This window comes from Pseudoalteromonas lipolytica (assembly GCF_900116435.1).
In the GTDB taxonomy this organism is placed as follows: Bacteria; Pseudomonadota; Gammaproteobacteria; order Enterobacterales; family Alteromonadaceae; genus Pseudoalteromonas; species Pseudoalteromonas lipolytica.
Window position 1 is genome coordinate 33,374 of record NZ_FPAZ01000010.1, and the last position, 21,156, is coordinate 54,529.

The 21,156-nt window shown below is 41.4% G+C and carries 14 protein-coding genes and 1 tRNA gene; 10 read left to right on the forward strand and 5 right to left on the reverse strand.

All coding sequences use genetic code 11. The features are described 5' to 3' along the window. Nucleotides 1-2: 2 nt before the first annotated feature. Nucleotides 3-79, forward strand: a tRNA-Asp gene (locus BM378_RS11960). A gap of 264 nt (nucleotides 80-343) precedes the next feature. On the opposite strand, the gene BM378_RS11965 is transcribed toward BM378_RS11960, so the two are convergent. Then, entirely contained in the window at nucleotides 344-808 is a 465-nt protein-coding gene (locus tag BM378_RS11965) for an SEL1-like repeat protein (protein ID WP_036967474.1), read from the reverse strand. A gap of 121 nt (nucleotides 809-929) precedes the next feature. On the opposite strand from BM378_RS11965, the gene BM378_RS11970 reads away from it, so the two are divergent. Then, a complete protein-coding gene (locus tag BM378_RS11970; protein WP_065978728.1) occupies nucleotides 930-2,222 on the forward strand; it encodes an NCS2 family permease in 1,293 nt (430 codons plus the stop codon). Nucleotides 2,223-2,248: 26 nt separating this feature from the next. Here the strand turns inward: BM378_RS11970 and BM378_RS11975 are convergent, their stop codons facing one another. After that, nucleotides 2,249-3,007 (reverse strand): hypothetical protein, encoded by a 759-nt coding sequence (locus BM378_RS11975; RefSeq protein WP_065978727.1) that lies wholly within the window; start codon nucleotides 3,005-3,007, stop codon nucleotides 2,249-2,251. A gap of 306 nt (nucleotides 3,008-3,313) precedes the next feature. Between BM378_RS11975 and cysB the strand changes: the two genes are divergently transcribed. After that, the gene (gene cysB / locus BM378_RS11980; protein ID WP_036967477.1) at nucleotides 3,314-4,291 is read left to right on the forward strand and encodes an HTH-type transcriptional regulator CysB; all 978 of its coding nucleotides are present in this window, start codon (nucleotides 3,314-3,316) and stop codon (nucleotides 4,289-4,291) included. A gap of 80 nt (nucleotides 4,292-4,371) precedes the next feature. Here cysB and BM378_RS11985 read toward each other — a convergent pair whose 3' ends face one another. The 3 genes from BM378_RS11985 to pabB form a co-directional block, all read right to left on the reverse strand. After that, a complete protein-coding gene (locus BM378_RS11985) occupies nucleotides 4,372-5,748 on the reverse strand; it encodes an L-serine ammonia-lyase (protein WP_036967478.1) in 1,377 nt (458 codons plus the stop codon). A gap of 103 nt (nucleotides 5,749-5,851) precedes the next feature. Beyond that, nucleotides 5,852-6,430 (reverse strand): NUDIX hydrolase, encoded by a 579-nt coding sequence (locus BM378_RS11990; protein ID WP_074989271.1) that lies wholly within the window; start codon nucleotides 6,428-6,430, stop codon nucleotides 5,852-5,854. A 5-nt stretch (nucleotides 6,431-6,435) separates the two neighbouring features. After that, a complete protein-coding gene (pabB, locus tag BM378_RS11995; RefSeq protein ID WP_074989272.1) occupies nucleotides 6,436-7,782 on the reverse strand; it encodes an aminodeoxychorismate synthase component I in 1,347 nt (448 codons plus the stop codon). 181 nt (nucleotides 7,783-7,963) lie between these two features. Here pabB and BM378_RS12000 point away from each other — a divergent pair, with 181 nt between their 5' ends. From BM378_RS12000 to BM378_RS12030, 7 genes are all read left to right on the forward strand, one after another. Continuing rightward, complete coding sequence (locus tag BM378_RS12000; RefSeq protein WP_036967485.1) at nucleotides 7,964-9,490, forward strand: fumarate hydratase; 1,527 nt, start codon at nucleotides 7,964-7,966, stop codon at nucleotides 9,488-9,490. A 402-nt stretch (nucleotides 9,491-9,892) separates the two neighbouring features. Then, the gene (locus BM378_RS12005) at nucleotides 9,893-10,933 is read left to right on the forward strand and encodes a Leu/Phe/Val dehydrogenase (RefSeq protein ID WP_036969160.1); all 1,041 of its coding nucleotides are present in this window, start codon (nucleotides 9,893-9,895) and stop codon (nucleotides 10,931-10,933) included. Nucleotides 10,934-11,196: 263 nt separating this feature from the next. Beyond that, nucleotides 11,197-11,853 (forward strand): CatA-like O-acetyltransferase, encoded by a 657-nt coding sequence (locus tag BM378_RS12010; RefSeq protein WP_036967488.1) that lies wholly within the window; start codon nucleotides 11,197-11,199, stop codon nucleotides 11,851-11,853. 125 nt (nucleotides 11,854-11,978) lie between these two features. Further along, nucleotides 11,979-14,882 carry a ligand-binding sensor domain-containing protein gene (locus BM378_RS12015; protein WP_036967490.1) on the forward strand — a complete coding sequence of 968 codons (2,904 nt, stop codon included), beginning with the start codon at nucleotides 11,979-11,981 and terminating at the stop codon, nucleotides 14,880-14,882. Nucleotides 14,883-14,971: 89 nt separating this feature from the next. Continuing rightward, nucleotides 14,972-16,906 carry a hypothetical protein gene (locus BM378_RS12020; protein ID WP_036967493.1) on the forward strand — a complete coding sequence of 645 codons (1,935 nt, stop codon included), beginning with the start codon at nucleotides 14,972-14,974 and terminating at the stop codon, nucleotides 16,904-16,906. 96 nt (nucleotides 16,907-17,002) lie between these two features. Then, a complete protein-coding gene (locus tag BM378_RS12025; protein ID WP_036967496.1) occupies nucleotides 17,003-17,827 on the forward strand; it encodes a M90 family metallopeptidase in 825 nt (274 codons plus the stop codon). A 104-nt stretch (nucleotides 17,828-17,931) separates the two neighbouring features. After that, complete coding sequence (locus BM378_RS12030; RefSeq protein ID WP_074989326.1) at nucleotides 17,932-21,117, forward strand: amidohydrolase family protein; 3,186 nt, start codon at nucleotides 17,932-17,934, stop codon at nucleotides 21,115-21,117. Nucleotides 21,118-21,156: the final 39 nt, after the last annotated feature.

Genomic DNA, 21,156 nt, shown 5'->3' on the forward strand with positions numbered 1-21,156 from the left:
GCGGAGTGGTAGTTCAGTTGGTTAGAATACCGGCCTGTCACGCCGGGGGTCGCGGGTTCGAGTCCCGTCCACTCCGCCATTTGTTTTCCTCAAACAAATGATTGATTTTAAAAAACACCCCTTTATTCTGATAATCTCGTATCTCGTATCTCGTATCTCGTATCTCGTATCTCGTATCTCGTATCTCGTATCTCGTATTATTTCACCTGTTTATAAAATCGCATAAAGGCCATGTATGGCTTGAGTTTGTTGGTATTTTATTGGTTGTGATAGGCGCAGGGCTTATCGCCTTTGAGAGCAAACTGACAAAACACTCGTAATTAGCAGTGAATCCTGACGCTTGTTAATTGGCGTCAGGGTTGTGTGGAATAAGGTGCGAAAATTGTTGCTGGTGGATTTGTTCATATAGCGTTGCTGCATAGCTTTGTGCGTCTTGCAGACGGCGAGTACTAATGTGCTTTCTTAAATCATTTAGGGCAGCGGTTGCAGGCTCGTAACCTTGGCTGCTGGCGAGACTCAACCAGACTGAACCATGGAAAACACTGTGCGGCACGCCTTGGCCTTTTATAAAAAACAGCCCCATGTAAAATTGTGCTCTATGATTACCTGCCATTGCAGCTAAACGCATCCACTTTGCGGCAAGTGGCGCTTGTTCGTTTTTAAGATAATACAACGCTTTGTTTAGTGTTTTTTCAACTGATTGCGTACTTTTTTGTGGCTCATCCCCTGTATCAGGCTGCGTTATAAAGGCAAGTACGTTGTCAAGTTGTTGCTCTAAATCTAAGCCTACTGGCGATTTATCAGACATAGTTTAGTTATTTTCTTGAAATAAAAGACCTTATTAGTTTAGAACATTGCAAGGTAAATTGTCCTCTAATTATGAGAAAATATGATAAAATTAGCCAATTAATCTTAACTTAAAGTTCAACATGTTCGAAAGACTTTTCAAAATACGTGAAAACAACACGTCAGTCCGCCGTGAAACCATTGCGGGTATCACAACATTTATCACTATGGTTTATATTGTTTTCGTTAATCCAGCCATGCTAGCAGAAGCAGGTATGGACCAAGGTGCTGCGTTTGTAGCAACCTGTATTGCGGCGGCGATTGGCTGCTTTATTATGGGGTTGTGGGCAAATTACCCATTAGCGTTGGCTCCAGGCATGGGCTTAAATGCATTTTTCACCTATGGTGTCGTACTTGGTATGGGTTACAGTTGGCAAGCAGCGCTTGGTGCGGTGTTTATGTCGGGATGTATTTTTTTATGCTTGAGCTTATTTAAAGTCAGAGAATGGATTATCGACGCGATTCCTTTGGTTTTAAAGCGTGCTATCGCAACGGGTATTGGCGCTTTTTTAGCGCTAATCGCATTAAAAAATGCAGGGATAATCGTCGCAAGTCCTGCCACACTGGTGCAATTAGGTGATATTACTGCGCCTGGCCCTTTATTGGCTATCTTAAGCTTCTTTGTGATTGCTGCGCTATTGTATCGTGATATGAAAAGTGGGGTGCTGATCAGTATCTTGTTAGTGACGGGCATCGCATTAGGTTTAGATCTTGTTGAATACAAAGGCATTGTTTCTATGCCACCTTCAATTGCGCCTACGTTTATGCAATTAGATTTTGCAGCCGCACTAGAAATTTCGATGTTGACGGTTATTTTTGCGTTTCTCTTTGTAGATCTATTTGATACGTCAGGCACGCTTGTCGCTGTAACACAAAAAGCGGGCCTTGCTGATGAACAAGGCAAAATGCCACGTTTAGGCCGAGCGCTGAGTGCGGACAGTACTGCCACGATTGCAGGCTCTATGCTGGGAACGTCGACAACCACATCATACATTGAGTCAGTGGCCGGTGTATCTGTAGGTGGGCGTACAGGTTTAACGGCGGTAGTCGTCGGAATTTGCTTTTTGCTTATGATGTTCTTTGCACCGCTTGCCAGTATGATCCCAGCCTACGCAACAGCGGGCGCGATATTGTACGTGGCCGTCTTAATGATGCAAAATTTAAAGCTGGTTAATTGGGATGACATGACAGATGCAATTCCTGTAAGCGTAGTGCTATTAATGACCCCGCTAACGTTTTCAATTGCGCATGGTATTGCACTAGGTTTTATTGCGTATACTGCGGTTAAATTAGTGTGTGGTAAAAAAGATGAAATCAGTGTGAGTGTATGGGTACTAACTGCACTATTTATTATTAAATTCGCGTTTTTATCGTAATGAATGCAGACCAAAGAAAAAGTGGATTACCACTTTTTCTTTGGGGCAAATAACACATCTAAATCGTCTTGCTCTTGCTCTGCTTTTTTCTTTCTTGATGTTGCGTTCGACGCCTTTAGCTCCGTGCTGATAGCTTCTAAGTAATTTTCGATTTCCTGCTTTTTAGTATTTATGTAGTCATCGCTATAGCTTACAGAAGCAAGTGTGGCTAACGCTTTTTCAAAGTACTGACGTGCTGAGCCAACCATGTTTGCTGCACGCGCTGAAATACCGCGCTTAATTTGGCTTTCAACATTGATTCTTAATTGCAACTTTTCTAAACGCTTATCCTCGGCCACAAATACCTGACTATCTACTTTGCCTTTACCATGTTCAGAGCGCAGTAATGCACGTAACTTTTTGATACTTTGGATCAGCGAAATTAATTGTTTGTCATTATCGGGTAATACAAGTGCATCAGAATTATTAGAGTCAATTGGCAAGGTCAAGCGCTGCTTAGCTTCGTTTAAGCGACTTTTTAGTTCTTTTGAGTTAGGTGATAGCTGCACCATGCTCGCTAATGCATCATAAACACGGCGCTGAATAATACGTAAAATATTTTCAGACATTGGAATGTTTGTACTATTGAGCAGTACTTCTTCTGCTTCTTCGATGATTTTTTTCTGTTTTGTTAGTTCTTTGCGACGCTCTGACTCTTGTTTTTCTTTATGTTGTTGCACCGCGCTTACCCACAGTGCAATGACAATCAAGGCAACAATGAGCATAATGATGATAGAAACAATCATAGCTAAATCTCAGTTTTCACTATCTAATTTTTTTATCTTACATTAAAAATATTACATCTGGATAGTTTTGCGCATACTTATGTGCAATAAACTATCAATCAACCATTCTTTTTTATTAGGGTCGTGTTAAGCAAGCATGTTTATTGAGTATTTTATGAATAAACATCGCTACCGAGTCACAGTTGAATGTGGTAGCCTTAGAAAGAATCGCGATAAAAGTAAAAAATGACAGTGCGATGAAATATCACTTGGCATTGCGCTTAGCAGCCTTTATAAATAAAGAATAACAACGTTTACAATGCAGCCATGAAACTACAACAACTCAGATATATAGTCGAAGTCCAAAATCATAAACTCAATGTCTCTGCGACAGCTGAAAGTTTATTTACATCTCAACCAGGGATCTCAAAACAAGTTCGTATGCTAGAAGACGAATTGGGTGTTCAGATCTTTGGCCGTAGTGGTAAGCATTTGACACATGTAACCAGTGCTGGCAATGAAATCATTAATATTTCACGAGAAATCTTGTCGAAAGTTGAAGGTATCAAAGCCGTCGCAAATGAACATACTTTGCCAGATCAAGGTAAATTGAACATTGCAACCACGCACACACAAGCCCGTTATGCGCTGCCAAATGTCATTCAGGGGTTCATGAAAAAATACCCCGCGGTGTCACTGCATATGCATCAAGGCACGCCGCAGCAAATTTCTGATGCGGCAGCACGTGGTGATGCTGACTTCGCTATCGCGACCGAAGCATTACACTTATATTCTGACCTTGTCATGCTGCCTTGTTATCACTGGAATCGCAGTATTGTGGTTGCAAAAACACACCCGTTGGCGAAAAAAGCAGATAACCTGACTGTTGCCGATGTCGCGAAGTATCCGTTAATTACCTATGTGTTTGGCTTCACAGGTCGCTCTGAACTTGATAAAGCCTTTAGTGCACATGGGCTCGAACCGCATATTGTGTTTACAGCCACGGATGCCGATGTTATTAAAACCTATGTGCGTCTTGGCCTTGGGGTTGGCGTGGTAGCGTCGATGGCAATTGATCAAGTGACTGACAACGATTTAGTGTGTATTGACGCAAGTCATTTATTTGAAGCGAGTACCACTAAGATTGGCTTTAGAAAAGGCAGCTTTTTGCGTAGTTACATGTACGACTTCATTGAGCGCTTTGCCCCTCATTTAACAAAAGAATTGGTTGAACGCGCCAGTTTACTGCGTAATCAAGAAGACGTAGATAAGCTGTTTGAAAATATTGAATTGCCAATCAAGTAGTGAAGTTATTAAATTAAAAGCCGCTTCATAAAAGCGGCTTTTTTGATAATGGGCATGTGTCATACCATATATGGTATTAATTAACACTCAATGATATTAACCGCTAAACCGCCGCGTGCGGTTTCTTTGTATTTAGTTTTCATATCATTACCTGTGTCGAGCATGGTTTTGATGACTTTATCGAGCGTTACTTTTTGTTCACCAGAACCGCGCATAGCTAAACGAGAGGCGTTAATCGCTTTAATCGCCCCCATAGCATTGCGTTCAATACACGGAACTTGTACAAGACCGCCTACGGGGTCACAAGTTAAACCTAGGTTATGCTCCATGCCAATTTCAGCGGCATTTTCTACTTGTACTACGTTACCACCCATTATTTCGGTCAGGGCGCCGGCAGCCATAGAGCAAGCAACCCCGACTTCACCTTGACAGCCAACCTCTGCGCCAGAAATTGACGCATTCTTTTTATATAAAATACCAATTGCAGCCGCTGTTAATAAATAACGTGTCGCAATATCACGGTCTACTTCTTTGATGAAGGTGTTGTAATACATTAGAACCGCAGGAAGAATACCGGCAGCACCATTTGTTGGCGCAGTGACCACACGGCCACCCGCTGCGTTTTCTTCGTTTACTGCAAGCGCAAATAAATCAACCCAGTCCATAGCACGCAGCGGATCATTGTTTACTTCAATGTTTAGTTTAAGGTGTAAGCTGGGGGCACGACGTTTAACTTTTAAGCCTCCTGGGAGGATACCTTCGGTACGCATACCACGCTCTATACAGGCTTTCATTACTTGCCAGATATTAAAAAGGGTGTCTTTTATCTCATTTTCGCTGCGCAACGTTTTCTCATTATGCATCATTAATGTTGATACACTAAAACCTGATTCGCGACATAACTCTAGCAATTCTTTGGCTGTATTAAAGGGATAGGGTGCTGGATTTTCTTCACGAACATCAAGGGCTTTTTGTTTTTCATTTTCAAACTCTTCATCTGTAACAATAAAGCCACCACCAATAGAGTAGTACACTTTACTAAAGAGCTTTTCGCCATTTTGACTTGCTATGATTTCCATCGCATTTGAATGCTTAGGCAAGGTTTTTCTACGATGAAAAACAATCGCACCTTGTTTAGGGAATTTCGCTTTGTGGCTCTGATTTAAGTAGATAACTTGTTCTTTTTCGATTTTAGCTAATATGTCATCAACTAAGTCAGCATCGATTGTTTCAGGGTCGTAACCTGCTAAGCCTAAAATAACGGCTTTGCCAGAACCGTGGCCGATACCTGTTTGGCCAAGCGAGCCAAATAGCTCAACTTTTACATCGGTTACCTGAGACAATAAGTTCTTTTCTTCTAGCTCATTTACAAATAAACGTGAAGCGCGCATTGGACCAACAGTGTGAGATGATGATGGGCCAATACCAATACTAAACATATCGAATGCACTGATCATAATTTGCTACTCATTTTTTATTAAATACGGCGTATTTTCTGCCTTTGAACGGTGTCACATAATAACGTGTATGTGAGCGTGTGTAACCCTAAAAGCATGAAAATTAAACTGGTAGGGCGAGTTGTTTTATAAAGTTATTAATAATACTGGCTGTTGCTCCCCATAGAAGACCATGCGGTGTCATTAAGCCTTTTAAAACGAATGTTTTACCGTTTCGTTGAAAGCTTAGCGGTTGCCAGTTTCTGTGATCGCTTAAATGTGAAATAGGCAGTAAAAAGCTCACTTCGACTTCGCTGGGATCTGCCTGCCAACCGGTTCCTGCAGCAAGGCTGCATACATAGGGGGCAATCGTAAACCCTGTTAATGTTGAGTACTGATGAAGTTGCCCATGCACTGTAACATTATGTGCAGCAATATTAAGCTCCTCATGAAGTTCCCGCAGTGCCGTGTGCATTAATGACTCATCCTGCATCTCGAACTTACCACCCGGTAAACAGATCTCCCCTGGATGGTGAAGTAAATGACGAGGACGCTTACACAATATTAAATGTGCGTCGTTTTCAACATCGATGAGCGGTAACATCACCGCACTGGCACGCTTATCCGCATTAATGTGAATTTGCTGTGCAGGCTCAGTGGCCATACTTAAGCTGAAGCGGGTGATTAATTGCTGGCTATTCAAGGTTATTACTTTAGTAAAGGCAATATTTTATTTACTTTATCGTATGTTTCTTGGTACTCCAAGTCGACCTGTGAATCTGCGACAATACCGCCTCCGGCCCAGCAGTATATCGTGCCCTGATGGCACACTAAGGTACGTATGGTGATACTCGTGTCCATATTACCGCAGGCACTTAAGTAACCAATTGAACCACAGTATACGCTTCGGCGATGTGGCTCGAGCTCTTCTATTATTTCCATGGCACGAATTTTAGGTGCGCCTGTGATAGAGCCCCCAGGAAATGCAGCGTGTATTTGATCTACAGCATCTTTACCGTGCGCTAATTCGGCTCGAACAGTGCTGACTAAGTGGTGCACCGCAGGGAAGCTTTCAATGGCAAATAAGGCGGGAACAGTAACCGAGCCCGGTTTTGCCACTTTGCCTAAGTCGTTACGTAATAAATCAACAATCATGACATTTTCGGCACGGTCTTTTTCTGACTGTTGTAGGCGCAGTGCTTGTGCCTCATCATCGGCGTGTTTGGCTAAACGTGGTAGTGTGCCTTTAATTGGCTTGGTTTCAATTTTTCCTTGGTTTATGGCAATAAAACGCTCTGGAGAAATCGATAAAATGGCGCCGTCTGGGTGGTTTATATAACTCGAAAAAGGTGCTTTGTTGGCGTCTCTTAAGGTGCGATATGCATGCCATGTTGAGCCTGAAAACTCAGCGTTAAAACGCTGTGCTAGATTAATTTGATAACAGTCGCCACTTTTTAAGTAGGCTTGAATTTGTTCAAACTTTTCAGTGTAGCTGGCTTTTGTCATGTTCGACTGCCAATCACTATTGAGAGTGAACGGTACAGAATCTGTGGGTGTTTGAGATAAAAAGTGTTGATATTGAGCTAAACGATTATGGTGTCGCTGAGCAACATAAAACCAGCTTTGCTGCTGTTTATCAAAAATCAGTGCATCAGGATATAAACCCAGTGCCATTTGTGGCATCGCAATATCATTGTCGGCATGCGATGGCATGGTTTCTATTACACGACCAAAATCGTATCCAAAGTAGCCCAGCCAGCCCCCCGTAAAAGGAAGCCCGTTTGGATTGGCTGTATTATCAAAATCATCAAGTGCTGATTTCATTAGCGTGAAGCAATCACGGGATTGCGCTTCGCCATTTAAAAAGCATTGGTTGTTGCGAACTTCTAATGTGTTTAGTGGTTCAATGGCAATGATATCAAAACGACTGTTTACATGATTACTATTTGCTGAATCAAGTAACACGGCATAGGGCAAATGAGCAAAATGAGTAAAGAGTGAGATACAATCATCGGTTAAATCTAATTTTATGCACAAATTTTCATCGTTTATCATTTACATTGCCTTGAATAACTAGCCCGAAACGGGCGAGGAGGTTATCATAAGTTAAATTTGATTGGCAGCGTTATGATTTCCTTTATAGTGATGCCATGACTAACCCGTAGAGTAAATCTTCGTCACCGGTTTACTCAGGATCACGTACTAAGCGACGTGATAAAAACTTAAGGAACCCGTAATGAGTACAATTCGTCAGCAAGACTTCATTGATAGCATTGAAGATGCATTGCAATACATTTCTTTTTATCACCCTCTCGATTTCGTCCAAGCCTTAGAAAAAGCGTACAATAAAGAGCAAAGTAAAGCGGCAAAAGACGCCATTGCGCAAATCTTAATTAACTCGCGCATGTCAGCTGAAGGTAAACGTCCACTGTGTCAAGATACCGGTATTATTACCTGTTTCGTTAAAGTGGGTATGGATGTTAAGTGGGATAAAACAGACATGACTGTTCAGCAAATGGTTGATGAAGGTACACGTCGCGCTTACTTAAACCCAGATAACCCATTACGCGCATCAATCGTTGCAGACCCTGCTGGTACGCGTAAAAACACCAAAGATAATACACCTTCTGTGGTTCATATCGACTTAGTGCCAGGTGGCGAAGTTGAAGTGATGGTTGCAGCTAAAGGTGGCGGCTCAGAAAACAAAACTAAAATGGTCATGTTGAACCCATCGGATGATGTTGCGGCGTGGGTTGAAAAAACACTCCCAACAATGGGGGCTGGTTGGTGTCCGCCGGGTATGCTTGGTATAGGCATTGGTGGTACTGCTGAAAAAGCAGCTGTGCTTGCTAAAGAATCTTTAATGGATCCGGTTGATATTCACGAGCTAATTGAACGCGGCGCTGAGACAACAGAAGAAAAAATGCGTATTGATATTTTTGAGCGCGCGAATAAGTTGGGCATTGGTGCTCAAGGTCTAGGCGGTTTAACAACCGTTGTTGATGTAAAAATTAAAACGGCACCGACGCACGCGGCATCTAAGCCTGTTGTAATGATCCCGAACTGTGCGGCAACGCGTCACGTTCACTTTACCTTAGATGGCTCAGGTCCAGCAGAGCTTAAAGCTCCTAAACTTGAGGATTGGCCAGAAGTGACGTTCGAAGTTGGCGAGGGCACACGTCGTGTTGACTTAAACACGCTAACTAAAGAAGACACACAAGAGTGGAAGATGGGTGAAACTGTGCTTCTCTCTGGCACTATTTTAACAGGCCGTGATGCGGCGCACAAACGCCTACAAGATATGATCCAATCAGGTGAAGGTTTACCTGAAGGTGTTGATTTCGATAATAAATTTATCTATTACGTCGGTCCTGTTGATGCGGTTCGTGATGAAGCTGTAGGCCCAGCAGGCCCAACAACGGCAACGCGTATGGATAAGTTCACTGACATGATGTTAGAAAACACGGGCATCATTGGTATGATTGGTAAAGCTGAGCGTGGTCCTGCAACGGTTGAATCAATTAAAAACAATAAGTCTGTGTACTTAATGGCGGTAGGCGGTGCTGCTTACTTAGTATCTAAAGCTATTAAGAAAGCGCGTGTAGTGGCGTTTGAAGATTTAGGTATGGAAGCAATCTACGAGTTTGAAGTTGAAGACATGCCTGTGACTGTTGCTGTTGACAGCGAAGGTGCCAATGCGCACACGCAAGGCCCAGCAATTTGGAAAGCCAAAATCGAAGAGCTTGATGGTAAATTAAAATAATCGTCATTAAATCGTTTATATGAAACGGCGCCCAAGCGCCGTTTTTTTTCAGCTCTGACCAGTCTCTTTCTCATCCACACTTTTGACTTAAAGTGTGTGTTTTCAGACTTTTGCTACTGAATTACTTTGTCACTTTTTCTTTACGCTATACTTGACCTTTACGTTCACGTAAAAAAGATTTAGTAGATTTACTTTTGTTTTGAATTAATCATGCTTTATGTGGATTTATATGGGTATATATTTCCTTTTTTAACATGCTTTTTGCGTTGTTATTTCAATCGCGTAACTTAGCTTAGTTTTATCATCTCATATAGTGGCATGGGAGCAAACGAAGTGATAAAGTCTCGGCAATTTCAGCGCTCACACCCCAAAAAGGGTAAGAAAATTTCGGAGTATTTAACTGTGGCTGTATTTAATAAAGTCGACTTTGATAACCACGAGCAAGTGGTGTTTTGTTCAGATAAAGAATCAGGCCTTAAGGCTATTATCGCGGTTCACAATACCAAGTTAGGTCCAGCTGTAGGTGGCTGTAGAATGTGGGACTATGCGACTGACGAAGACGCAGTAACCGATGCCCTTCGTTTATCGAAAGGTATGACATACAAAAATGCGGTTGCACGTTTACCATTCGGTGGTGGTAAGTCTGTTATTATCGGTAATGCAAAAGAAATTAAATCAGAGCAGCTTTTCCGTGCGTTTGGCCGTCAGCTAGAGCGTTTAAGTGGTAGTTATTATTCAGCAGAAGACGTAAACATCACGTGCGATGACGTTGCAATCATGAATAAAGAAACTAACTATGTGCTGGGTCTTGAAGGTAAAAGTGGTAATCCATCACCTTTCACTGCTTACGGTACATTTTTAGGTATTAAAGCCGCGTTACAGCATCAACGTGGTCATCAAGATTTATCGGGTATAAAGGTTGCTGTGCAAGGTTTAGGTGCCGTTGCATATGGTCTTTGTAAACACCTTCATGAAGCAGGCGCAACATTGTTTGTTACTGATATTAACGAACAAGCTGTATCACGTGTTGTTAATGACTTTAATGCGACAGCAGTGGGTATCGATGAAATTTATGACCTAGATGTTGATGTCTATGCACCTTGTGCGTTAGGTGCAACAGTAAACGACATGACAATTCCACGTTTAAAAGCAACGATTATTGCTGGTTGTGCTAACAATCAACTTGCAGAGTCTCGCCACGGTGAAATCATTCGTGAAAAAGGCATTCTTTACGCGCCAGACTATGTAATTAATGCTGGTGGTATCATTAATGTGTATTACGAAACAGCACCAGAAGGCTACAGTGCAGAGGCGTCAACGAAGCACGTTGAAGGTATTTTTGATACGCTAACAGAAATTTTTGCTCGCTCAGAGAAAGAGCAAAAATCAACGCATTTAATTGCTGATGAGCTTGCATTAGAAATCATCGAAAACGGCTTATAATTTAATTAATTTGCTGTTTAAAAAGGTGCGCATGGCGCGCCTTTTTTTGTGCCCAAATAGGCTTCAATACCCATTTGCAATATTATTCCAAATAAACCGCTTAATTAAGCTTACAGCTATAACATATTACGCCAAATACCTTTATAGGCGACAACATGCAAACAGCCCTAAAAAGCCAATAGACTATCGCGGATTTTAATCGCAATTACATGACTTAATGAATGTATCTGGCTACACTGTTTTTTATTTCACAGGGCCACCCAATGCATTCTCTTCCAAATGACTGTCACGTAATTGATCTTGAGTCATGGCCTCGTAAGCAACATTTTGCTTTTTTCAAAGAATTTAGTCTCCCTTACTTTAATGTTTGTGTGTCGCTCGACATGGCTGCACTTTATGAGCAGTGTAAGTCAGCGCCGTATTCATTTTTTCATAGCTATATTTTTCTGACTTTAGAGGCTTGCCACGATTATGCGCCCATGCGCCAGCGTATTATAGATTCGTGTCCTATTCAGCTATCAACTGTACGTGCCAGTGTGGTTGAGTTAGCTGATGATGATACATTGCGTTTCAGTTACTTTGAAAAACATGATTCTATTCAACGCTTTTCTGAGCATGCATTGCAGGTAGCAAAAGAAAGCAAAGGGCAACCTTTCTTCTCAGAAGCGTTTGCAGCGACAGAAGGGCAACCCGATCTCATTCATATTTCTGTTTTACCTTGGCTAAATTTCACGGGGTTTTCACATGCTGTTAGTGAGGGGCACGGGTTAGGTATTCCTAAATTGGTGTTTGGTCAATACGATAAGCGAACCGGCAAGATCCCGCTATCCATTGATGTCCATCACGCTTTAATGGATGGTTTACATGTCGCTCGGTTTGTTCAAATCTTGCAAGAAAAAATTAATGATTACTGTAATTGATTGTTGCTAAATGTGATTAAAGTGAGTAAGAATTGCAACTAATGTAGTAGTAATGGAAGTGTTGGTTGACGATATGAGCACCACACAGCATCACTGAAAAGAACAATAATTAAAGGTTAAGCTTTATGGCGCGGGTAGTTAGTCTCATTTTACTGTGTGTATGTTTTAGCGCTTTTGCAGAATCAACTCGCCTTTCATTGAGTGACTATTTTACTGAGACATGGAATACACGCTCAGGTTTACCTCACAATAGTATTAACAGTGTTGCACAAACGAAAGATGGCTATATCTGGATAGCAACGTGGGAAGGGTTGGCGCGTTTTAATGGTCGAGAGTTTAAACTTTTTACACGAACCGAGATCCCAGGATTGCCTGATTCAGGTTTAAGAAGTCTGATAGCCATGGATAATGGCGATTTATACATTGTTGGAGCACGAGGCGGGATTGCCGTGCGCTCACAGGGTCAGTGGCGGTCGCTTCCAAGTTCATCGACCATGATTAATCATGCATTGATCTCAGAACAAGGCGAAATTTGGCTCGCTCTTGAGGGACAAGGTATTGTGTATCGTGCATCAGAAAAAGCAACAGAACACACATTGGTTGATAAACTGAGTGCATACAGACTAATAAAAGACAAACAGAATGTCATTTGGGCTGCAACCAGTGATGGCTTATACAAAATTGAAGGTAAAAAGGTCAGTAAAGTTGGTCAAGAGGCCGGTTTACCTGATGCCTCTGCTTTTACGCTGTTATTGACTCAGTCGGGTACCTTAATCGTCGGCACAGAAAAAGGGGCATGGCAAAAGCAACACGATAAATTTGTCTCTGTTGATGCAACGCTCAATCATGAATCCATATCGAGTTTGCTCGAAGATACCCAAGGAGACATTTGGTTCGGTACAATCAACAAAGGTGTTTTTAGATTGAGGCAATCAGGCCTTGAAAATCTCGATGCCGATGATGGCTTGCCGAATAACCGTATTCTGTCATTACTGCAGGACCGTGAAAAAAGCATTTGGGTTGGTACTAATGCAGGGCTATTCAGACTGCGTGAAGCCCCGTTTACGAATTGGAGCCAAAGCCGTGGTCTTGCTTCAGATTATGTTCGCACCGTATTGTCTCATTCTGATGGTAGTTTGTGGGTAGGCAGTAGCAATGGTTTAAACCGAATTATAAATGGGGAAATAACCACCTTAAACCAAGCATATGAACGTGATCCCCTGTCAGTGCTAAGTTTAACTGAAGACAAAAATGGGGATGTATGGCTGGGCACGTACACTGGTGGCCTCATGAAAGTGGTGAATAACAAAATTTACCCAGTTAAGAATCGCACTAATGGGCTTCTTAATAATGAGGTACGAGCGGTATTATTCGATAGCTCACATAATTTATGGATCGGTACTGCCAGCGGCCTTACAAAGCTCACAGACGACGGACAAATTCATTCTTACACTACTGAAGAAGGCTTAGCTGGCAATTTTATTATGGCACTTTCTGAAGATAATCAAGGCCAGCTATGGGTTGGTACGGGTGTTGGAGTGTCTATTTTTGATCCCGCATTAAACACATTTTCTAACATAGAATTTCCTGAAAAATTTAGCACTGAATATGCGTTTGGTTTTTATCTTGATGGCGAAAAAATGTGGCTCGCAACGGATCGAGGCCTCATACGTTACGATTTGAAGACCGATGTTATGCATTTGTTTGGACGTGAACAGGGCTTACCCGTTGATAAATTATTTCAGGTTATTGAGCAAGGTGACTCGTTGTGGTTAACCAGTAATCGAGGTGTTATTCAGCTCAATAAAACCCAGCTTACTGAATTTTTAGATAACCCCACGGGTGCGGAGTCAGTTGTTGTTTCTATGCAGTTGTATGATGAAGGCGATGGCATGCTGAGCGCGCAAGCAAATGGCGGTTCTAACCCTGCAGCAGTGACACATTCTGATGGTCAACTCTGGGTTGCAACGGCAAAAGGGGTTGCGATTGTAAAGCCTGAGCGACTTAAAGAGGCGAGTAAACGTCGTTTGTCAACGGTCATAGAAAGCTTTGAAGTTGATGGTAAGCCCGTTGCATTGCCCGCTAAAAGTGATGTACTAAGTTTACCAGCGGGTATTTCAAGGGTGTCATTTAATTATGCAGGCTTAAGTTTTATTATGCCGCAGCGTCTAAATTATCAAACTCACTTAAGTGGCTACAACGAAGAATGGGTTGATAGAGGCCGCTTAGCTATTACTGAGTATACAAACTTACCTCCGGGAGAATATACATTTAAGGTCCGTGCGGGCTATCCAAATAGTGAATGGCAAAACAATGAACAAACGCTACGATTCAGAATTGCGCCATATTTTTGGCAAAAGACCAGCTTTAAATTAGTGCTTATTTTGGGCTTATTTTTAATAGCCTATGCAATATATAAATATCGTTTATATCATTATAAACGCATTGAAATAGAGCTGACGGAGAAGGTCGAGCAACAAATGCACGATTTAAAGAACCAAGCAGATGCATTCGCGCATCTCGCTAATCATGACCAATTAACTCAGCTACCCAATAGACGAGCATTCGATAGTTGGCTATTCGAGAACTTTAGTCAGTTCCAACATAATAAGCAAAGCTTAAGTGTTGCGATTATGGACATTGACCACTTTAAATTAATTAATGACAATTTTTCACATTTGATTGGTGATCAAGTGATTTGTGAAATTGCCCGTTTGTTACGTATCAACTTTCCCGATGAAGGTTATGCTGCGCGTTGGGGGGGCGAAGAGTTCACTTTACTATTTCCTCATAAAGGTGCTGATGAAGCCGCGCGTTTATGTGAAATTATTCGCTTAGAAATCGCGGATTATAATTTTTCTGAACTTGCGAAAGAACTGTCTGTCACTGTAAGTTTCGGTGTTGCAGATAATGCAAATGTTACCGACTATGATCGGCTACTTTCTCATGCCGATACCGCGCTCTACCACGCTAAAAATAATGGCAGGAACAAAGTGGTAATTTACAATAAAGAAATATTAATCTTGTAGATTGGTCACAAATGGCTTTTTTATTCATTTTAAGTTCATTATAATTGCAGCCCCTACAAGGGAAACAAAAACAATTAAATGGAGTTTTTATGTTTAAAAAACATACTATTGCACTCGCACTTTCTGCGAGTTTTTTATTATCTGGTTGTTTAGAAGTTGAAGACAATAATAACGATGAACTAATCAGTGCAATTGAAGAACAAAATAAGGCCACTCAAGAAGCTGAAACAGCGACTTTAACAGGAACGGTTAAAAATTACGTCACTGACAGCTTAGCGACTAATGCACAAATTCAAATTAAAATTGGCAATACTTGGTCAGAGGCGATTTCGCTGAGTGATGGCATGTTTGAATTGAAAAATATTCCAAAACATTCTGATTACGTGTTACTTGTGACAAGTACTGATGGTTCGTTTCAACAGCGTGCATTTTATGGTAACTCAGGCTCTGGAGTCAGCCAGCTAGGCTCACTTTCAGTTACTACAACTGAGACCATTCAATTCACGGCATTGCTTGATGGTGAAAATACACCCATTAAAGACCTTCAGTTCACTTATACTACATCATTAGGCCTGACAGATAGCACGTGGCAATCTCGCAATGAGCATTTTTTCAGTGCGACCTATAACGAGCAAACTAATCTTTACTCAATTGAGAAACCTGTCGGTTTGGGAAATGCAATTGCTCTTCATATCGATATGGATGTTGATAACGATGCTATTAATGATTATGAGCTTGTACAAAATTATTACAATCAAAGTTCTGTCTCATTTAGCACATTGAATGATGATGCAACCATTTTGTTTAAAGATACAGATGTGACACAAGAGTATCAATTACGTGTTAAAGTTATCGATGAAACTGGTCGAGTCTTTTCAAATATTGAATTAGTGGCATCAAGCAATGATTATGAGTCTAATCCTTTGACCTTTGATGCGACAGAAAATGAGTATGTCTATGACTTTAAAGGTAGCTCAACTCTTAGTGTAAGAATGTCGGCTTTTACGGATGTAAATGGTCAAAATTATTTATCTGATTCATTTTCTGTTAGAGAAGTAAATGGCGGCTTAGTGGTTGAAGGTATCTATAACCAAGGTAATTTCCAAGTCGAAGACGGTGTTGTGTCGGTGATTTTTAAGGCCAATAAAGGCGCACAAACGACACAAGTAGATTTGCTTAGCCGAACTGTTAATGCGATGAATAATGGTTATTACCTATTTTTCTCAAAACCGATAGAGCTTACACAAGATAGTATTTCATTGGTGAGAAGAAATTCGCTTACAGTGATCCGCGGTAATGAATCAACAACAGATTCAATCCCTGCTGGGAGTACATTTTTTAATAGAAACGATGTAGACATTACAACGACTTCATCAATGTCATTAAATGATACCTTTGTGGAAGTGCTGCCTGAGCAAGCGCTTAGTGTTGGTCGTTATAAGTACCGTTTAAATTCAGTGATTGATAAAGAAACTGCTTTAGATGCTAATTATTCATTTGAAAATGAATTTATGGTTGCTGATAAAGCTGCGTTTTCAATCAAAGATGTTAAATTCGATAATAATAATGGTTTGAAAGCTGGTCAATTGATTCATGCTACTAACTCAGCGGGTGTGAGTGTTGGATCATCAAGTCGTAGTAATGATGTGAACCTGTATCTACCTACATCTATTGCATCACTTGCTGAATTTGATATTACCTTAACGGGTTATACAAGAAATGGCACTATGAATCCTGTTTACGAAGAGCTTACAATTGTCTCTGGTGAGTATATTTATAATGATAGTTTAAGAAACCTAGTTTCAATTGCATTAAATGAAACGCACTATGGTGATTCTGGTTATGCAATTAAATATACTTCTTTACCAGATGGCTTAATGTATATGCATGGACTACCGTGGGATGTAACATACCTTGATGATAACGCCTCTGGTAACGTTAACACGATTACCTTCGACTATGAGTATCGAGTCAAAGGTAGTAAAGAAGTGGTAACTGGTTCGGCAACGGTTCCTGTCCTGTAACTTTTTACTGCAACTTAAATAAAAATGTGTGCAAACAATTGATCTTTTTTTGTTTGCACACATTAAAGTAACAAGATTATATTTTAGGCGATGATAATGCTTAACCTTGTTTTGTTACTTTTTTTGCTCATTTTTATTGTCAGTTACTGGCGCTGGGATGATATTCGAAATCATTTTTGGCATAAAAAGTACCTGACCTATTCCCTTACTTCAGAGCAGAAGTCATTGCTGTTGAAGTACATGCCTATTTATCAAAAAATGACGGACGCTGATCGTGAAAAATTAGAGCGTCATATTGTTTGGTTCTTAAATGAAAAGCGATTTATTGGGTGTGATGGCCTGCAGTTAAATGATGCAATGAAACTCATTGTTGCTGCAGATGCATGTGTTTTAGTGCTCAATAAGCCTTGGCCTTTATATCGTAATGTGAAAGACATTTTATTATATCCAAGTGCCTATTATGCACCACAAACATCACGCGATGGTGCAGGTCTTGTTAGTTATCATAATACCGTGAGACAAGGTGAGTCATGGCCTGGTGGCACTTTGGTCTTAAGCTGGCACGATGTGCTAGAAGGAAGCCGACTCCCTAGTGATGGCCACAATTTGGTATTCCATGAATTTGCTCATCAACTAGACCAAGAAACAGGAAAAACGACAGGCACGCCATTGCTTGCTAGTAATGCTGACTATCAACAATGGGCCAAAGTATTCAGTCGTGCTTTTAATCAGCTTAAAACACACATTGCTTACGGTATGCCCCATGTTATTCATAGTTATGGGGCGACCAATGAAGCCGAGTTTTTTGCCGTGATCACCGAAACTTTCCTTGAAAAGCCTGCTGCACTTAGGCAATTCGATCCTGAAATTTATCATTTATTGGTAAGCTATTATGAATTTGATCCCATTGCGTGGCATTAGTCGCCAATTTACGACTGTTTAACACGTAATGCTGGAATCTTGCTATGCTATTTGATGCAATCAATATGTGTGCAAATAACAAAACAATAACAAGTGAGAATTCCATGAAGAAAATGCTTCATACGGCTTTGGCTGTTTCGATTTCACTCGCCTTTACAGGGCAAGTAATAGCAACCGAGCAGTCAAGTGATGAAAAGTGGCGAGTTGATGCGCCAGCAGGTCAGTTTTTAGATGCCAAAATCAGTGTTGAACAAGGCACGTGGATGAATGTTGATATTAGTCCTGATGGTGAAACCTTGGTGTTTGATCTGTTGGGTGATATTTACACTATGCCAATCTCGGGCGGTACGGCAAAACAATTAACAAGTGATATTGCGTGGCAGATGCAACCGCGCTTTAGCCCTGATGGTAAATACATTGCGTTTACATCTGATCAAGGTGGTGGTGATAACATTTGGATTATGGATGTCAACGGTGAAAACCAAAAGGCCGTCACTGACGAAACGTTTCGTTTATTAAATAGCCCTGCATGGAGCCCCGATGGCGACTATTTAGTTGCGCGTAAGCACTTTACAGCAAGCCGCTCACTCGGTGCGGGTGAAGTTTGGCTATACCACAAAGCCGGTGGTAAGGGGGTGCAGTTAACGGCACGTGAAAACGATCAAAAAGATTTAGGTGAACCGATGTTTTCACCTGACGGTCGTTATGTGTATTTTTCACATGATGCTACACCAGGTAAAACATTCCATTACTCAAAAGATTCAGTTGCGGGTATCTACAAAATTAAACGCTATGACCGTGAAACCGGTGAAATTGAAACTATTATTGATGGAATGGGGGGCGCTATTCGTCCAACCCCCTCACCAGATGGTAAAAAGCTGGCTTATATCAAGCGTGATGATTTTCAAACAAGCTTATATTTATATGACCTTCACACTGGTGAGCATACAAAGTTATATGGTGAGCTTGAGCGAGATATGCAAGAAACATGGGCAATACACGGTGTTTATCCGACCATTGCTTGGACGCCAGATAATGCGCAATTAGTGTTTTGGGCTGGTGGCACAATTCATAAATTAGATGTTGATGATAAATCAGTATCACGTATCCCATTTAAGGTAGAAACCAATAAACAAATTCAAAAAGCAGTGCGGTTTACACACAATATCGATAGCGATAATTTTGCGGTAAAAATGCTGCGCAATGTGCAAATTTCACCAGACGGTGAAACAGCCATTTTTGAAGCTTTGGGTCATATTTATAAGCGTGATCTTGAGTCAGGTAAAGTGAAACGCTTAACTAAACAAGACGATCATTTTGAGTTATTTCCACAGTTTTCCCGCGATGGTAAAAAAGTAGTTTATACAACGTGGGATGACAATGAACAGGGCTCTGTGCGTGTCGTTTCTGCAAGAGGCGGACGAGGTAATAAGTTAACAGAAGAACCAGGTAAATATGTAGAACCTACCTTTAGCCCAGATGGTAAGACGGTTGTTTATCGTAAAGCATCGGGTGGCAGTATCCTCAATCCAACCTGGTCATTAGAGCCGGGCATTTATTCTGTTAGTGCCAAGGGCGGTGAATCCGCACTGATCACTAAGTCAGGTTACCAGCCGCAATTTGGCGCAATGAATGACCGTATTTATGTAATGAGCCCATGGCCTAAACCTACGCTTAGTGTGGTTGAGCTTGAGTCAAAAGAAGTACGTAAGCTGTATGAGTCTGAGCATGCAACGGAGTTCAGAGTGTCGCCAGATGGTAAATATTTGGCATTTGCTGAGCGTTTTAAAGTGTTTGTAACCCCTTTTGTTGAACGCGGCAAAACCATTAATATTGGCCCGAAAGATAGTCAATTCCCAATTGAACAATTATCAGTTCGTGCGGGCGAGAATATTAGCTGGAGTGGAACCAGTGATAAACTGTATTGGAGTCTTGGTCCTGAGCTTTATCATGCAAGTTTAGCGGGTTTATTTGACATAAATAAAAACGCAGACACAGATTTTAAAGTGAAAAGTGGTGACAACATTGGCTTTACCAAAACAATGGCTGAGCCAAAGGGGATGTTTGCACTAACGGGCGCACGCATCATTACCATGAATGGTGAGCAAGTTATTGAAAATGGTGTGATTGTAACTGATGGAAAACACATTAAAGCAGTCGGAAGCAAAGACTCTGTAACAATTCCTAAAGGTGCAGAAGTTATTGATGTGACCGGCAAGACGATTATGCCAGGCATTGTTGATGCCCATGCTCATGGTGCGCAAGCCAGTGATGAAATAATCCCGCAACAAAACTGGAAAAACCTTGCTGGTTTATCGCTGGGTGTTACGACGATTCATGATCCATCGAACGACACCACCGAAATTTTTGCTGCGAGTGAAATGCAAAAAGCAGGCATGATAGTGGCACCACGCATTTTTTCTACCGGTACAATACTGTACGGTGCCAATATGCCGGGCTATACATCGCATATTGACTCGCTTGACGATGCTAAATTCCACCTTGAACGCTTGAAAAAAGTGGGTGCATTTAGTGTTAAGTCATACAACCAGCCTCGCCGTGAACAGCGTCAGCAAGTAATTGAAGCTGGGCGTGAACTTGAAATGATGGTTGTGCCAGAAGGGGGCTCATTATTGCAGCATAACTTGACCATGGTCGTTGATGGTCATACCGGTATTGAGCACTCAATTCCTGTTGCGAACATTTATGATGATATTCGCCAACTATGGTCGCAAAGTGATGTAGGTTATACACCTACGTTAGGTGTTGCTTATGGTGGCATTTGGGGTGAAAACTACTGGTATGATAAAACGGATGTGTGGAACCACCCACGTCTAAGTAAATTTGTGCCTAAAAACCAACTTTTACCGCGCTCAATGCGTCGAGTAAAAGCACCCGATCATCATTACAACCACTTTAACAACGCACGCGTTGCTAAAGAGCTACAAGACTTAGGAGTATTGGTTAATTTGGGCGCTCATGGTCAACGTGAAGGCTTAGCTGCACATTGGGAAATCTGGATGTTTGCTCAAGGCGGTATGACGCCGCTAGAAGCAATTCGTGCGGCGACACTCGATCCTGCTAAATACATCGGCTTAGATAAAAATATTGGTTCATTAGAGCCGGGCAAATTAGCGGATCTTATCGTTATTGATGGTAACCCGTTGACGAATATTCGTGATACCGACAAAATCGACTATACCATGGTGAATGGTCGTTTATTTGACGCGGCAACGATGAATGAAGTCGGCGGAAAACAACGTGATAAATTATATTTTGAAAAGATATAAATAGCGTAAAGTGAAAAGCGGCCATTGAGCCGCTTTTTT

Coding starts and splice junctions, on each gene's coding strand:
- BM378_RS11975 (WP_065978727.1), bottom strand. CDS start 3,007: ATGATTGTTTCTATCATCATTATGCTCATTGTTGCCTTGATTGTCATT.
- BM378_RS12025 (WP_036967496.1), top strand. CDS start 17,003: ATGCTTAACCTTGTTTTGTTACTTTTTTTGCTCATTTTTATTGTCAGT.
- BM378_RS12030 (WP_074989326.1), top strand. CDS start 17,932: ATGAAGAAAATGCTTCATACGGCTTTGGCTGTTTCGATTTCACTCGCC.
- pabB (WP_074989272.1), bottom strand. CDS start 7,782: ATGATAAACGATGAAAATTTGTGCATAAAATTAGATTTAACCGATGAT.
- BM378_RS12015 (WP_036967490.1), top strand. CDS start 11,979: ATGGCGCGGGTAGTTAGTCTCATTTTACTGTGTGTATGTTTTAGCGCT.
- BM378_RS12020 (WP_036967493.1), top strand. CDS start 14,972: ATGTTTAAAAAACATACTATTGCACTCGCACTTTCTGCGAGTTTTTTA.
- BM378_RS12000 (WP_036967485.1), top strand. CDS start 7,964: ATGAGTACAATTCGTCAGCAAGACTTCATTGATAGCATTGAAGATGCA.
- BM378_RS11965 (WP_036967474.1), bottom strand. CDS start 808: ATGTCTGATAAATCGCCAGTAGGCTTAGATTTAGAGCAACAACTTGAC.
- BM378_RS11970 (WP_065978728.1), top strand. CDS start 930: ATGTTCGAAAGACTTTTCAAAATACGTGAAAACAACACGTCAGTCCGC.
- cysB (WP_036967477.1), top strand. CDS start 3,314: ATGAAACTACAACAACTCAGATATATAGTCGAAGTCCAAAATCATAAA.
- BM378_RS11985 (WP_036967478.1), bottom strand. CDS start 5,748: ATGATCAGTGCATTCGATATGTTTAGTATTGGTATTGGCCCATCATCA.
- BM378_RS12010 (WP_036967488.1), top strand. CDS start 11,197: ATGCATTCTCTTCCAAATGACTGTCACGTAATTGATCTTGAGTCATGG.